Raw genomic sequence first — 13726 nt, forward strand, 5'->3', positions numbered from 1 at the left:
ATGACGTCGCCGAACATGACAGATTCCGGCCCCGGCCCGGACGAGAGCTCTCCGCTCGACCAGGCCACCCCCACCGCCCCGACACTCGTCGCGGACACCGCGCTCCCGCGGGTCCCGACCCAGCTTCCCGCCACACCCGTCCCGGCCCAGGTCTCCGCTCCGGAGGTGCTCGTCAGCCCGTTCGACCTCGCGGTCACCCCCGACGACCCCCGGCGCACCGTGATCACCCTGACCGGTGAGCTCGACCTCGTCTCCTCCCCCCGCCTCGGCCATGCGATCGACGACCTCGTCGGCGCCGGCCCCGTCGACGACGTGGTGCTCGACCTCGCCGGCGTCACCTTCTGCGACGTACGCGGCCTCACCTCCGTGCTCGGCGCCCACCACGCGGTGGTCCAGGCGGGCGGCCGTCTCGCGGTCGCGGGCGCGTCCAAGATGATGGTCCGCCTGCTCACCCTGACCGGGCTCCACCTCGTGGTGGTCCTGGTCTGACCGGCCGCTGACCCGCACCGACGACGAACGGCCCCCTCCCGCAGGAGGGGGCCGTTCGTGTCTCTGGTCCGGGTCGCCCGGGGCAGGAGTCGCTCAGAGCAGCTTCGCGATGCCGTCCTCGACCCGGACGTCGGCCGCCCGCACGTAGGCGTACCGGTGGCCGAACCAGATCTGGTAGTACTCGTCCTCGCCCACGACCTGGGTGCAGTCCATCGCCACGAACGCGCACTCGAAGGTCTTCGCGTAGTAGTAGTCGGTCTCCAGGTCGTCGTCGGCGAGCACGTAGGCCTGCCCGGGCTTCAGCGTGTACTGCAGCGGCGCGACGCCCTGGTCCGGGATCGCCGCCGGGTAGGCGGAGGACTCCGGGTAGGCGCGGCCGTAGACCGGCACTTCCGCCGTCCCGGCCGGCACCACGACCTCACCGTCGGAGGGCACCACGCGCGGGTCGTCCTTGGGGCTGTAGAGCCAGGCGATCTTGCCCAGCCACCAGACGCCGAGCCAGTCCCCGGAACGCTGCGCGACCAGGAACTTGCTGCCCGCCGCGGCCCGGGCGCCGATGTCGGAGACCGAGGTCGTGGCGGGGGCGCCGTTCGGCTTCATGCCCGGGTCGTTGACCAGCGGCGCGGAGGCGTCGGGCGCCTGGTGCAGGTAGACGAAGTTGGTGGCGTCGGTCTGGCAGGGGGTCGTCCCGCACGAGGTGACCGGCTGGCTGTTCCCGTCGTAGCCGGGGGCCACGGTCACCACGTCGCTGCGCGAGGTGCGGTCGGCCGCGATCGGCGCGCCGAGCAGGTCGAAGTAGTGCTCCCAGTCCCAGTACGGGCCCGGGTCCCAGTGCATCGCGGGCACCCGGGACGGGACGTGGCCGGGGATCTGGTCGTGGCCGATGATGTGCGCGCGGTCGAGCGGCACGTCGTACTTCGCGGCGAGGTGCCGGACCAGCGCCGACGAGGTCTGGTACATCGACTCGGTGTACCAGCTCGCGCCCTGGGCGGCGAAGCCCTCGTGCTCGAGGCCGATCGAGTGCATGTTCACGTACCAGTTGCCGGCGTGCCAGCCGACGTCGCTGCTGTCGAGGTGCTGGGCGATGTGCCCGTCGCGCGAGCGCAGCGAGTAGTTCCAGGCCAGGTAGTTCGGCCGCTGGACGAGCTGGAGGGTGGTGTTCCAGCTGGCCTCAGTGTCGTGGATGACGATGTAGTCGATGTCCATGTCGGCCCGCCGGTCGGCGAGGTCGTGGTTGCCGTAGGCACCCGGCGAGTCGCCGTACTTCTCGTACGGCGCCGGGATCGACTCGCAGCCCAGGCCCACCGGGCAGTCCACGCCCTCGGTCGACGCGACCGCGAGCCCCATCGACGCCACGGCCTCCCGGTCCACCCGGGCGGGGGCGGCCTCCAGCGTGACCCGCTGGCCGTCGTTGGTGACCCGGCTGCGGCCCTCGCGGATCACGGTGAAGACCTGCTCGACGAAGCGGAGCGCCGAGGCCTCGTCGGCGGCGCCGCTGTACTTCGCCACCGCGGCGCTCCAGCCCGCGACACCGGTCGCGCCGGAGCCGTCGGAGCCGAGGTCGCGCTGGTACGACGCGAGCAGCGCGGCCCCGCCGCAGATGTTCGCGACGTCGTCCGCCCGGAGCCGGGCCGGCGTCGAGCCGACGAGCCCGGCCGCCTCGTCGAGGGTGAACAGCCCGTCCACGGCCGGGTCGACGCCGGGGCTGTCCGACGTACCCGCGTCGCCCTCGTGGGCGTGCGCGCTCTCGCCCTTGCCCTGGAGGTGCGGGTCGGCGACGGCGGAGGCGTCGACCTGGGTGAGGTGCATCGGCCCGTAGCCGCCCGAGGTGCTCGGGCTGGTGCCGTGGTCGTCCCAGCGGGACTGCATGAAGGAGACGCCGAGCAGCACGCTCTCGGGGACCCCGCTGACCGTCGCGGCGCGGGCGAAGACGGCCTGCCGGTCGGTGGTGCCGTCGAGGCACCGGCTCCAGTCGGCGGCCGCGGCCCCCGGAGCGGAGAGGGCCGCCATCCCCCCTGTGAGCAGGGTGACCACGGCAGCGGCCGCGCCCAGCTTGTGCGTTGACCTCACAGCACTCCTCGAGTCCGACAATCCGGAAGATCCGGACGTATGCGTATCGAACAGGGTGCATGCGGGCAAAGTAAAGGGGTTCACGCAGAAGTTACGCGGGAGCGTCGCGCCGGCGGCCGGTCCGTGCCGTCGGAGCGCCCCGGCACCGGAAAACCTGTCGCCGCGCCGACGCGCGTCTCCCTAGCCTGAGCCGCATGGATCTCTTCGACCCCGCGCAGCGTCAGGCCTGGATCGACGACCTCGGCACCGTGTTCGCCGGGCGCAGGGTGATCGCCGGGATCGCCCCGCTGGCGGGCCTCGTCGACCTGGTCCCGCTCACCCGTGACGCCGGGGCCGACGGGCTGATGTTCGTGGCCAACGGGACCGGCGCCGGACCGGTCCCGTCCCCCGACGACGGCCGCGTGGTCCTGGTCGAGGTCGCGCGGTACCCGACGGTGACCGAGGAGCTGCGCGCCCACGACCGCCTGCTCCGGGACCTGCCGGACGCGGTCCGGGCCGAGGTCGACGACTTCGACCCGGACCGCAAGGCGGTGTGGCTGGTCGGCCCGTTCGTGGCCAACGAGCCGATCGAGGGCCGCGACGTGGTGGGCGGCCGCCGCCGTTCCTGGATCGCGCTGGAGGACAAGATCGTCGCGGAGGAGATCTGGTCCGCGGTGGGCGCCGCGCAGAGCCCGTACCGGGTGGTGCCCGCGGACAGTCCCGACCTGCTCGACGAGGCGAGCGCCGCCCTGGACGCCGGGTCGGGCGCCGTCTGGTCCGGCGACGCCCGCGACGGGTTCAACGGCGGCGGCGAGTTCGTGCGCTGGGTGACCGACGCCGCGGAGCGGGAGGCCGCGCTCGGGTTCTTCGCGCCGCGTTGCGACCGGGTCCGGGTGATGCCGTTCCTCGAGGGCGTCCCGTGCAGCATCCACGGGATGGTGCTGCCCGACGGTACGGCGGTGTTCCGCCCCGTCGAGCTCGCCATCCTGCGCGACGCCGGACGCCGCTTCGTGTACGGCGGCCAGGGCACCTCCTGGGACCCGGCCGACCGGGACCGTGAGGAGATGCGCGACCTGGTCCGCCGCACCGGCGAGCACCTGCGCGAGCGCGCCGACTACCGCGGCGCCTTCGGCATCGACGGCGTGATGACCGCGGACGGCTTCCGCCCCACCGAGCTCAACCCGCGGTTCTCCGGCGGGCTGAACACGCTGGCCCGCGGCGTCGGATACGCCGCGTTCTCCCTGCTCCAGTACGCGCTCGTCGCGGGCCGCGACCCGGGCGTGAGCACGGCCGAGCTGGAGCTCTGGGCGCTCGCGGCGATGGACGCCGAGCGCGTCGTCAAGCCGCTCGCGGTCAGCGACCGCCGGGTGGTCGAGGAGTCGCTCGAGGTCCGGCTGTCCTGGGACGGCGAGCGACTGCGTCGCGACGACGGGGGCCAGCTCACCCTGGTCGTGGGCCCGTCGGCGGCGGGTACGTTCGCCAAGCTCGTCCCCGGCCGCGCGGTGCGCCCGGGCGAGCGGGTCGGGCCGCTCAACGTGGCCCTGATGCGCTTCCTCGACGAGGAGCTCGGCACCGGCTTCGGCCCGGTCGAGGCCGCCCCGGACGTCCGCTGACCCTGCCCCACTAGGCTCGCGCCCATGGCGCGTGTGGTGGTGGTCGGCGGGGGTCTCGGCGGGACGGCGAGCGCCGCGCGTCTCGCGAAGCTCGGCCACGAGGTGACGCTCGTGGAGCGCGCGGACCGCCTCGGTGGTGCGGTCGGCTTCCTGGAGCGCGACGGGTACCGCTGGGACACCGGCCCCACGGCGACCGCCCTCCCCGCCGTGCTGCGGGACCTGTTCCGCAAGTCCGGGCGGCCGCTGGAGCGCGAGCTCGACCTGGTCCCGGTCGAGCCGATGCGCGAGCACCGCTTCGAGGACGGGTCCGCGGTCGCGCTCCCCTCCGGCAGCCGGGCCGCGCAGCAGCAGGCGATCGACGCGGGCCTCGGTCCCGGGCTTGGCGACCGGTGGCTCGACTGGACCCACGGTTTCGCCGACACGTGGAACCTGCTGCGCCGCGACTACCTCGAGCGCCCCTACTCCCCCGACCACGTGGGCAAGGAGACCCGGGCGACGCTGACCACGCGCACCACGCTCCACCGGGCGGTCACCCGCGCGTTCAAGGACGAGCGGCTGCGCGCGCTCGCGCTGGCCGGGACCGTGCTGGACGGGCACGACCCTCGCAACGTGCCCGCCTGGGTGGGGATGACGGCCTACGTCGAGCAGAACTTCGGCGTCTGGACCGTCCCCGGCGGGATGGGCGCGCTCGCCGGCGCGATGACCAAGCGGCTGGGCGAGCGCCGCGTCGACGTCCGGCTCGGTACGACGGTCGAGGACCTCGTCGTGCGTGACGGCCGGGCCACCGGCGTCGTCACCGACGGGGGCCTGGTCGAGGCCGACCTCGTGGTCTGCGCGGTCGACCCGCGGCGGCTGCCGGCGCTGGCGTCGCTGGTGCGGCGCACCATGCCGGCGCTCCCCCCGGTCGTGTGCCACCTCGGCCTCCAGGGCGACGTGCCCGCCCTGCCGCACGAGGTGGTCCTGCACGGCGACCCGCTGCTCGTGGTCCGCACCGGCGGCTCCGCCCCGGACGGCGGCGCGGCCTGGACGGTGCTGGGGCGGGGCCGGCTCGCGGAGGACATCGTCACCGCGCTCGCGCGCCGGGGCGTGGACGTGCGCGAGCAGGTCCGGGTCCGGGTCGACCTGTCCCCGCGCGACCTCGTCGAGACGTACGGGGGGTCGCCGTACGGGGTGCTCTGGCAGGGCCGGACCACGCTGCGGCACCGGCTCGGCACCACGACCCCGGTGACCAACGTGTTCTGCGCGGGCGCCCACGCGGCGCCCGGGGCCGGGGTGCCGTTCGTGGGGCTGAGCGCGGCTCTCGTCGCGCAGGCCGTCGGGAAGGCCTGAGCGGGCTCAGCCGCCGACCGGCGCGCGCAGCCCGGCGAAGATCTCGCGGGTCGCCTTGGACCGGTTCAGCGTGTAGAAGTGCAGCCCGGGCGCGCCGCCCTGAAGCAGCGTGTCGCACAGCTCGGTGGCGAGCGCGATGCCCTCGGCGCGCACGGCCGCGGGGTCGTCGCCGTGCTTGGAGACCCGCTCCACGACGTGAGGGGGCAGCTCGGCGCCGGACAGCTCGGCCATCCGCCGGATCTGGGCGAGGTTCGTGATCGGCATGATCCCGGGGATCACCGGGATGTCCACGCCGAGCGCGGTGAGCCGGTCGACGAGGCCGAAGTAGTCCTCGGGCCGGAAGAACAGCTGGGTGATCGCGAAGTCCGCGCCGGCCCGGGCCTTCTCGGCGAGCACCCAGGCGTCGCGGTCGAGCGACTCCGCCGACGGGTGCCCCTCGGGGAACGCCGCCACCCCGACGCAGAAGTCGCCGAGCGACTTGACCAGCTCGACGAGCTCCACGGCGTAGCGCAGGCCCTCGGGGTGGGCGGTGTACGGCGCCGCGGGCCCCTCCGACGGGTCGCCGCGCAGCGCGAGCACGTTGCGGACCCCGGCGGCGGCGTACGAGCCGATCACCGAGCGCAGCGTCTCGCGGGAGTGGTCGACGCAGGTCAGGTGCGCCAGCGGGGTCATCGAGGTGTCCTGCGCGATCCGCTCGGTGACCCGGACGGTGCGGTCGCGGGTGGACCCGCCCGCGCCGTAGGTCACCGACACGAACGTCGGCTGCAGCGCCTCGAGCTCGCGCAGCGCCGTCCACAGCTGCCGCTCGCCCTGCTCGTCCTTCGGCGGGAAGAACTCGAACGAGAACGACCGCTCGCCGGCGGCGATCAGGTCCCGGACCGTCTCGGCGCCGCCGGGCATGCGCGAAGGAAGTCCCAGAGCCATGCCTCAAGGATAGGTGGGACGGCCCCTCGCTCCGTCCCGTGTCCAAAGTAGGCTCGCCGGGTGCACTCCCCCGACACCTCCGGCCCCGGCTGGGACGCAGCCGCCTTCCGCGCCGCGGTCCAGAGCACGCTCGACACGTTCGTCGACGCGCAGGCCGCCGGCCTCGCCCCGCTCGGCGACGACGCGGCCCGGCTGGTCGGCTCCGCCCGCGCCTCGGTCTCCGGCGGCAAGCGGTTCCGCGCGGCGTTCTGCTACTGGGGCTTCCGCGCGGTCCGCGACGGCGGGTACGACGAGGCACCCCTGCTCCGCGCGGCCGCGGCGCTCGAGCTGCTGCACGCGAGCGCGCTGGTCCACGACGACTACATGGACGCCTCCGACGTACGCCGCGGCCGTCCCGCCACGCACCGGGCCTTCGAGAGCTACCACCGCGAGCACGGGTGGGACGGTGACCCCGCGCAGTACGGCGCGGCCGCCGCGATCCTGCTCGGCGACCTGCTGCTGTCCTGGTCCGACGAGCTGCTGCGCACCTGCGGCCTCGACGACACCGTGGTCCGTGACGCGCTCGGGTACTTCGACACGACCCGCACCGAGGTGATCGCCGGGCAGTTCCTCGACGTGTCCGTGCAGGCCCGGGGCGAGTCGGACGTCGACGCCGCGATGCGGGTGCTGCGCTACAAGTCCGCGAAGTACTCCATCGAGCGGCCGCTGCACATCGGCGCCGCGCTCGCCGGGGCCGGTCCCGACGTGCAGCAGGCGCTGACCGACTTCGGGCTGCCGCTCGGCGAGGCGTTCCAGCTCCGTGACGACCTGCTCGGGGTCTTCGGCGACCCCGAGGTGACGGGCAAGCCGGCCGGCGACGACCTCACCGAGGGCAAGCGCACGGTGCTGGTCGCACTGGCCCTCGAGCACGCCGACCCCGAGTCCGCGCGGCTGCTGGACTCACGGCTCGGCACCGCCCTCGACGAGGAGGAGGTGGCCGCCCTGCGGACGGTGATCGAGAAGTCCGGGGCGCACGCCGACGTGGAGCGCCGCATCGAGGAGCTCACCGAGCGCGCGATGCGGGCGCTCGCGGCGGCACCGGTGACCGAGCGGGCTCGTTCGGTGCTCGGCACGCTCGCGACCGCGGCCACCCAGCGCGTGGTCTGAACCGGCCCGGGCGGTCCCGGGCCGGGCCGGGTGCGCGGCTCAGTGGTGGGCGGCGGGCAGCTCGGGCACGTCGACCGGCGGCCCCTCGCCGCGCAGCAGCACCGCGAACGTGTCACCACGGTCGGCGTTGACCCGGCCACCGAGCACGCTCAGCGCGACGTGGAAGGCCTGCTCGTCGGCCCGGGCCAGCGGGCTCCAGCCGTCCCAGAGCACGACCGTGCCCTCGTGCTGCCCGGAGGTGACGTCGTTCAGCGCGTCGGAGAGCGCGTCGAAGCTCTCCGAGGCGGTGCCCGGCAGGTCGAAGGCCGCGGCGGCGGTCTTCAGGAAGGTCGCCTTGTCCTCCACCGTCCACCCGTCGACGTACACGAAACGCCACCCGGCGTGCTCGACGGCGTGTTGCACGTCGGGGACGTGGGCGGCGTTGTGCCAACGGTAGATGTCGGGTGGGTTGTGCCCGGCGAGGAGTGCTGCGAGACCGCTCATACGAATGGCCCTCCCGTGAGGATTCGTGGTCGTCAGTCCTCCGACTGTAGCGACCGTGAGCGGCCGGCGGCAGGGGTCGTTGGACCTCCGCGGGAGAGTGTCAGAAGGCCTTCGCCTGGGCGCGGCGCTTGACCTCCGCGCCGCGGTTCTCCCGCAGGGCGTCGATCGGCCGGCCGGGCAGCGTGTCGTCGGCGGTGAACAGCCAGGTCAGCGCCTCGCGGTCGTCGTACCCGCCGTCGTGGAGCACGGTGAGCACACCGGACACGCCCTTGACGATCTGGCCGTCCATGACCAGCTCGGCCGGGACCTTCTGGCCCGCTCCGGGGGTGGGGACGGCGGCCGCCAGCATGTGCTCGCGGATGAGCTGGCGGACCTTGCTCACGCTGATGTTCAGCGCGTCGCTGGTCTCGCTCCAGTCCCACCAGGTGCCGACGAGCTCGCCGAGGTCGGCCTGCCCGCTCGAGGCGCCGGCGGGGTCGTGCTGCGGGGTCGGGGTGTCGGGATTGTCCACGGCTCAACTGTGCCACCGGTGCACCGTCGGCACCCAATCGAGGCGCCCGTAGGATGGCCGCGCCGGACGCCCCGCCCCGATCTCGGAGGACCCACCTGTGCTGACCAGACGCGGCCGCGCCGTCGTCGCCGGGGTCGCGCTGACGGCGCTGGGCACCGCGGTGGCCTCGCCCGGGCACGCGCTGGAGCCGGACGCGCCCGTCGAGACGGTGGCGTCCGCGACGCCGGCGGGGCCGGGCTCCCCGGCCGGCGCCGGCACGGCGGAGCCGGCCGCGACACCGCTGCCGGGCCTCGCCGAGGTGCCCTCGGACCCGCGTCCAAACGTCGTGGTCGTGATGGCCGACGACATGCGCGACGACGAGGTGCGGTGGATGCCGAACCTCCAACGGCTGCTCGGCGAGGGCGGGGTCCGCTTCGAGAACTCCTTCTCGCCCCACCCGATCTGTTGCCCGGCCCGCGCGTCGTTCGTGTCGGGGCAGTACACCCACAACCACGGCGTGTGGAGCAACGGCCGCAACTTCGGCTTCGGCGCCTACGACGACCGCCACAGCCTGGCCACCGAGCTTTCCGAGGTGGGCTACAACACCGCGTTCCTCGGCAAGTACCTCAACGGGTACGGCGCCGAGCCGCCCCACGACGGCTCGGCCGAGGACAGCCTGACCTACGTCCCGCCGGGCTGGACCGACTGGCGCGGCGCCGTGGGCAGCCCGCCCGGCTGGGACTCCGAGGAGGCCGGCGGCACGTACCGGTACCGGGACACCACGCTCAACGTCAACGGCACCCTGCGCGGGAACCAGGGGTGGTACCAGACCGAGATGCTCGGCACCGAGACCGAGGACGTCATCGGCCAGTTCGCCCGGTCCCCGCGCCCGTTCTTCCTGTGGGCGTCGTACGTCGCCCCGCACATCGGCCTGCCCGACGAGGCCGACGACCCGCCGACGCTGCGCCGCAGCGACGGCGTCGAGAGCCGGATCAAGACGCCGGCCCGCCCGCCGCGGGTGTGGGGCCTGTTCGACGACCTGATCACCGAGGCGCCCGGCGCCGCCGGCGAGGCGGACGTGAGCGACAAGCCGTACTTCATCCGGTCGCTGCCCGAGGCCACCGCCGAGGAGCGCGAGGCGATGGCCACCCTGACCCGGCAGCGCGCCGAGTCGCTCTACGTGCTCGACGAGCAGATCGGCCGAACCGCCGAGGCGCTCGAGGCCGCCGGCGAGCTCGACGACACCATCTTCATGTTCACCTCCGACAACGGCTTCTTCATCGGCGAGCACCGGATGCGCTCGGGCAAGCTGCTGCCCTACGAGCCGTCGCTGCGGGTGCCCACCCTGATGAGCGGGCCGGGCATCCCCGCGGGCCAGACCCGGCGGGACCCGTTCCTCACCATCGACTTCGCGCCCACGATCCTCGACGCCGCCGGTGCCCGGCCGGACCCGGCGATGGACGGGGTGAGCCAGCTCGAGGTGGCCCGCACCGGCGACCGCGGCTGGACCCGCGGGGTGCTCACCGAGAGCGGCCCGCTCAACGCGCACAAGTACCCCCGTGGCCCGGGCCCCCTGCTCGACGTGCGGCCCGGCGGGCCGTCGCCGCTCCGGTTCAGCCAGGGCGTGCGCACCGACCGCTACCTCTACGTGGAGTACGCCTCCCGGGAGCAGGAGCTCTACGACCTGCGCCGCGACCCCGGCCAGCTGGAGAACCTCGCCGACGAGCCGGCGACGGCCCCCGTGGTCCGGCAGCTGGCCCGGGAGCTCGACCGGCTCCGGATGTGCCGGTCCGACGGGTGCGCGACGCCGCTGCCGGCCGACCTGCAGGCCCGCTGACCCTCGTCCGGATCGCCACTCCGGTCACATCTGTCACAAAAACATCAAGAGTGAACAGGTTTACCATCCGTCACACGGGGTAAGCGGGCCCCGCGGGGACCGCTCGGGTTCCCCGTGCGTCGTTGTGCTCCGCGCGTCGGCGCTGCGGCACACGAAGGGACCCACGCCCGTGAACTCCCAGCTCTCCCAGCACCCCCCGACCGTCCGCAGGTCCGGACTCCGGCGCCGGCTCGCCTCCCTGCGGCCCGGCCCGCGCGGCTCCCGTGGCTCCCTGGAGCGGCTCACCGCCTCCACCACCGCGGGCGGCATGCTCCTGGCCGGGGTGCCGCTGATGATGGAGTACGTCGTCCGTCCCGGCGACACGCTCTCCGAGATCGCCGCCGACCACGGCACGTCGGTGAGCCGGATCGTGGCGCGCAACGGTCTCGACTCCTCCGGCGACCACGTCGTGGCCGGGCAGACCCTGCGGGTCCCGGCGGCGCACGGCCGCGGTGGCGCGGCGCAGGCGCAGCCCGCCTCGTCGGGCGGCGGCTCCGAGACCCGCCGGATCGTGCGCTACACCGTCCGGCCCGGGGACACCCCGAGCGGCCTCGCCGTCCGGTTCCACGCGTGGACCGCCGAGCTGGTCGCGATGAACGGGCCCGTGCTCCGCGCCGGCGAGACCATCCGGATCCCCGTCGTACCCGAGGCCGCCCGGGAGGGCGCGCCCGCACCGGCCGCGCCGGCGGCACCCGCTCCCGCGCCGCGGCGCGGCAGCGCCCCCTCGGCCGACGCCGTCGACGGGCCGAGCCGGGCGCGGGTCCGGTCGGTGATCGAGTCCACCGCCCGCCGGCACGGCGTCGACCCGCAGCTGGCGCTCGCCGTGTCCTGGCAGGAGGCCGGCTGGCAGATGCACCACGTGTCCTACGCCGACGCCGTGGGCGCGATGCAGGTGATCCCCTCCACCGGGCGCTGGATGTCCGGCCTGGTCGGCCGGGACCTCGACCTCACCGACGTGCACGACAACGTCACCGCCGGGGTGAAGCTGCTCGACGTGCTCGTCGAGCAGGCCCCCGAGCGCACCGCGGTGGCCGGCTACTACCAGGGGCTCGCGGGCGTGCGGAAGCACGGGATGTACGACGACACCCGCCGCTACGTCGCCAACGTGATGGCGCTCAAGGACCGGTTCGAGCGGGGCGACTACCCCGCCTGAGCGTGTTCCTCGCCACGCCGGGCGCCGTGGGAGGTCGGGATCGAACCGCGCGTTCCGTAAAATCGCAGGTTGAGCCGACCCCACCCCCTTCCCCGACCCGGTCGACTCGGGAGGACACGTCGTGGACAGGACCGTCGCGGACCCGATGATCGGGCGCCTGCTCGACGGTCGGTACCGCGTGGGGCCGAGGATCGCCCGCGGCGGCATGGCCACTGTCTACGAGGCCACCGACATGCGCCTGGACCGGGTCTGCGCACTGAAGGTGATGCACACCGGCCTCGGCGACGACGAGGACTTCGCCGGGCGCTTCGTGCGCGAGGCCCGCTCCGCCGCCAAGCTGTCCCACCCGCACGTGGTCGGCGTCTTCGACCAGGGCGACGACGACGGCACGCTGTTCCTGGCCATGGAGTACATCCCCGGCCACACCCTGCGCGACGTCATCCGCAAGGAGTCGCCGATGGCTCCGGCCAAGGCGCTCGCGCTGGTCGAGCCGGTGCTCTCCGCGCTCGCCGCCGCGCACCAGGCCGGGATGATCCACCGCGACGTGAAGCCGGAGAACGTGCTGATCGCCGACGACGGCCGGATCAAGGTCGCCGACTTCGGCCTGGCCCGCGCGGTCAGCGCCGAGACCCAGCACACCGCCACCGGCGGTGTCCTCATCGGCACGGTCTCCTACCTCTCCCCCGAGCTGGTCATCGACGGCCGGGCCGACGCCCGCTCCGACGTGTACGCCGCCGGGGTGCTGCTCTACGAGATGCTCACCGGCCGCAAGCCGCACGAGGGCGAGTCGCCGATCCAGGTCGCCTACAAGCACGTGCACGAGGATGTCCCGCCGCCGTCCGAGGAGATCCCGACGATCCCGGCGTACGTCGACGCGCTCGTCGCCCGGGCGACGGCCCGCGACCGGGAGCTGCGCCCGGCCGACGCGCGGGTGCTGCTGCACCAGGTCCGCCGGGTCCGCGCCGCCCTGGACCACGGGGTCACCGACGACCCGGAGCTCACCGCCGACCTCGCCCCGTCCACCGGCGCCTCCGCGCCCGACGACGACATCGACTACGTCCGCGAGGACGCGCCGACCATCGTGGCCCCGGCCGCGGCGGCCGCCGTCGTGGGCCACCGCGGCGCGGGCGCCCCCGCCGCATCCGACCACCACGAGCACACCTCGGTGATCGGCGCGGGGCTGCCCGGCGACCGTCCCTCCCGCCCGGCACGCCCCGGCGGGCCCCCGGGCCGGAACGACGCGTCCCGGCCGACGCCCCCGCGCCGCTCCCGCCGCGGTCCCCTGCTGCTCGCACTGGTGCTCGTGCTGGCCACCGTGGCCGGGCTGGTCGGCTGGCACTACGGGGTCGGCCGCTACACCGCCACCCCGGGCGTGATCAACCTCAGCCAGGCGCAGGCCCGGGAGAAGGTGCAGGCCGCCGGGCTGTCCTTCGAGGTCGGCGACCGCGCCTACAGCGAGACCGTGACCGCCGGGTCGGTGATCAGCACCGACCCCGGCGCCGGCGAGGACATCCTCGAGGACGGCACGGTCAGCGCCGTCGTCTCGCTCGGCCCCGAGCGCTACGCGGTGCCGACGCTGCGCGGCATGCGCGTCGACGAGGCGCAGGAGGCGGTCGCGGAGGCCAACCTGGTCTTCGGCGACGTCACCCAGAAGTTCAACGAGAAGGTCGCCGAGGGCGTCGTGCTCTCCTCCGACCCGGCCACCGGCACCGAGCTCAAGCGCGACGCCGTGGTCGACGTCCTGGTCAGCCGCGGACCGCGGCCGATCAAGGTCCCCGACTTCACCGGCAAGTCCGCCGACGAGGCCGAGAAGGCGCTGGTCGACCTCGGGTTCCAGGTGGCGATCACCCGGGAGAACGACGACACCGTCCCCGAGGGCGACGTGATCGCGCAGTCCCCCGACCGCGGCACCCTCTTCCGCGGCGAGACCGTCGAGCTCACCGCCTCCAAGGGCCCGGTGATGGTCGAGGTCCCGAAGGTCCAGGGCGTCGGCGTCGCGGAGGCCACCGCCCGGATGGAGGCCGCCGGCTTCGAGGTCCGCACCGAGCGCAGCGACGTGTACGTCGGCCTGGAGTTCGTGGTGAAGTCCGACCCCCCGCAGGGCTCCATGGCCCCCGAGGGCAGCACCGTCACCCTGTTCCTGGTCTGAGCCCGACCCGCACCTAGGCTGTCCG

At 74.3% G+C, this 13726-nt stretch carries 11 protein-coding genes; 7 read left to right on the forward strand and 4 right to left on the reverse strand.

Translation table 11 applies throughout. From position 1 onward, the window contains the following. Positions 1 to 15: 15 nt before the first annotated feature. Complete coding sequence (locus K1X13_RS02700) at positions 16 to 489, forward strand: STAS domain-containing protein (protein ID WP_221023493.1); 474 nt, start codon at positions 16 to 18, stop codon at positions 487 to 489. A 93-nt stretch (positions 490 to 582) separates the two neighbouring features. On the opposite strand, the gene K1X13_RS02705 is transcribed toward K1X13_RS02700, so the two are convergent. Then, positions 583 to 2559 (reverse strand): N-acetylmuramoyl-L-alanine amidase, encoded by a 1977-nt coding sequence (locus tag K1X13_RS02705; protein ID WP_221023494.1) that lies wholly within the window; start codon positions 2557 to 2559, stop codon positions 583 to 585. 194 nt (positions 2560 to 2753) lie between these two features. Here K1X13_RS02705 and K1X13_RS02710 point away from each other — a divergent pair, with 194 nt between their 5' ends. Both K1X13_RS02710 and K1X13_RS02715 read left to right on the forward strand, forming a co-directional pair. Then, positions 2754 to 4151, forward strand: a complete 1398-nt coding sequence (locus K1X13_RS02710; RefSeq protein ID WP_221023495.1) for an ATP-grasp domain-containing protein — start codon at positions 2754 to 2756, stop codon at positions 4149 to 4151. Positions 4152 to 4175: 24 nt separating this feature from the next. Further along, positions 4176 to 5480 carry a phytoene desaturase family protein gene (locus K1X13_RS02715; RefSeq protein ID WP_221023496.1) on the forward strand — a complete coding sequence of 435 codons (1305 nt, stop codon included), beginning with the start codon at positions 4176 to 4178 and terminating at the stop codon, positions 5478 to 5480. Positions 5481 to 5486: 6 nt separating this feature from the next. Here K1X13_RS02715 and metF read toward each other — a convergent pair whose 3' ends face one another. Continuing rightward, on the reverse strand, positions 5487 to 6404 hold the full coding sequence (gene metF, locus K1X13_RS02720) for a methylenetetrahydrofolate reductase [NAD(P)H] (RefSeq protein ID WP_221023497.1): 918 nt from the start codon (positions 6402 to 6404) through the stop codon (positions 5487 to 5489). A 60-nt stretch (positions 6405 to 6464) separates the two neighbouring features. Between metF and K1X13_RS02725 the strand changes: the two genes are divergently transcribed. Further along, entirely contained in the window at positions 6465 to 7550 is a 1086-nt protein-coding gene (locus tag K1X13_RS02725) for a polyprenyl synthetase family protein (RefSeq protein WP_221023498.1), read from the forward strand. A gap of 39 nt (positions 7551 to 7589) precedes the next feature. Here K1X13_RS02725 and K1X13_RS02730 read toward each other — a convergent pair whose 3' ends face one another. Both K1X13_RS02730 and K1X13_RS19545 read right to left on the reverse strand, forming a co-directional pair. Next, complete coding sequence (locus tag K1X13_RS02730) at positions 7590 to 8033, reverse strand: barstar family protein (RefSeq protein ID WP_221023499.1); 444 nt, start codon at positions 8031 to 8033, stop codon at positions 7590 to 7592. A gap of 100 nt (positions 8034 to 8133) precedes the next feature. After that, positions 8134 to 8544 carry an Rv2175c family DNA-binding protein gene (locus K1X13_RS19545; protein ID WP_221023500.1) on the reverse strand — a complete coding sequence of 137 codons (411 nt, stop codon included), beginning with the start codon at positions 8542 to 8544 and terminating at the stop codon, positions 8134 to 8136. Between the two features lie 97 nt (positions 8545 to 8641). Between K1X13_RS19545 and K1X13_RS02740 the strand changes: the two genes are divergently transcribed. The 3 genes from K1X13_RS02740 to pknB all read left to right on the forward strand — a co-directional run bounded on the left by K1X13_RS02740 (position 8642) and on the right by pknB (position 13701). Next, positions 8642 to 10360: a sulfatase family protein gene (locus K1X13_RS02740; protein ID WP_221023501.1), complete on the forward strand. Its 1719-nt coding sequence runs from the start codon at positions 8642 to 8644 to the stop codon at positions 10358 to 10360. A 169-nt stretch (positions 10361 to 10529) separates the two neighbouring features. After that, positions 10530 to 11552 (forward strand): LysM peptidoglycan-binding domain-containing protein, encoded by a 1023-nt coding sequence (locus K1X13_RS02745; RefSeq protein ID WP_308249349.1) that lies wholly within the window; start codon positions 10530 to 10532, stop codon positions 11550 to 11552. Between the two features lie 121 nt (positions 11553 to 11673). Further along, positions 11674 to 13701 (forward strand): Stk1 family PASTA domain-containing Ser/Thr kinase, encoded by a 2028-nt coding sequence (gene pknB, locus K1X13_RS02750; RefSeq protein ID WP_308249350.1) that lies wholly within the window; start codon positions 11674 to 11676, stop codon positions 13699 to 13701. Positions 13702 to 13726: the final 25 nt, after the last annotated feature.

It is taken from the genome of Nocardioides jiangsuensis (assembly GCF_019679455.1).
Taxonomy (GTDB): Bacteria; Actinomycetota; Actinomycetes; order Propionibacteriales; family Nocardioidaceae; genus Nocardioides_C; species Nocardioides_C jiangsuensis.

Coding starts and splice junctions, on each gene's coding strand:
- K1X13_RS02715 (WP_221023496.1), top strand. CDS start 4,176: ATGGCGCGTGTGGTGGTGGTCGGCGGGGGTCTCGGCGGGACGGCGAGC.
- K1X13_RS02730 (WP_221023499.1), bottom strand. CDS start 8,033: ATGAGCGGTCTCGCAGCACTCCTCGCCGGGCACAACCCACCCGACATC.
- K1X13_RS02700 (WP_221023493.1), top strand. CDS start 16: ATGACAGATTCCGGCCCCGGCCCGGACGAGAGCTCTCCGCTCGACCAG.
- K1X13_RS02710 (WP_221023495.1), top strand. CDS start 2,754: ATGGATCTCTTCGACCCCGCGCAGCGTCAGGCCTGGATCGACGACCTC.
- metF (WP_221023497.1), bottom strand. CDS start 6,404: ATGGCTCTGGGACTTCCTTCGCGCATGCCCGGCGGCGCCGAGACGGTC.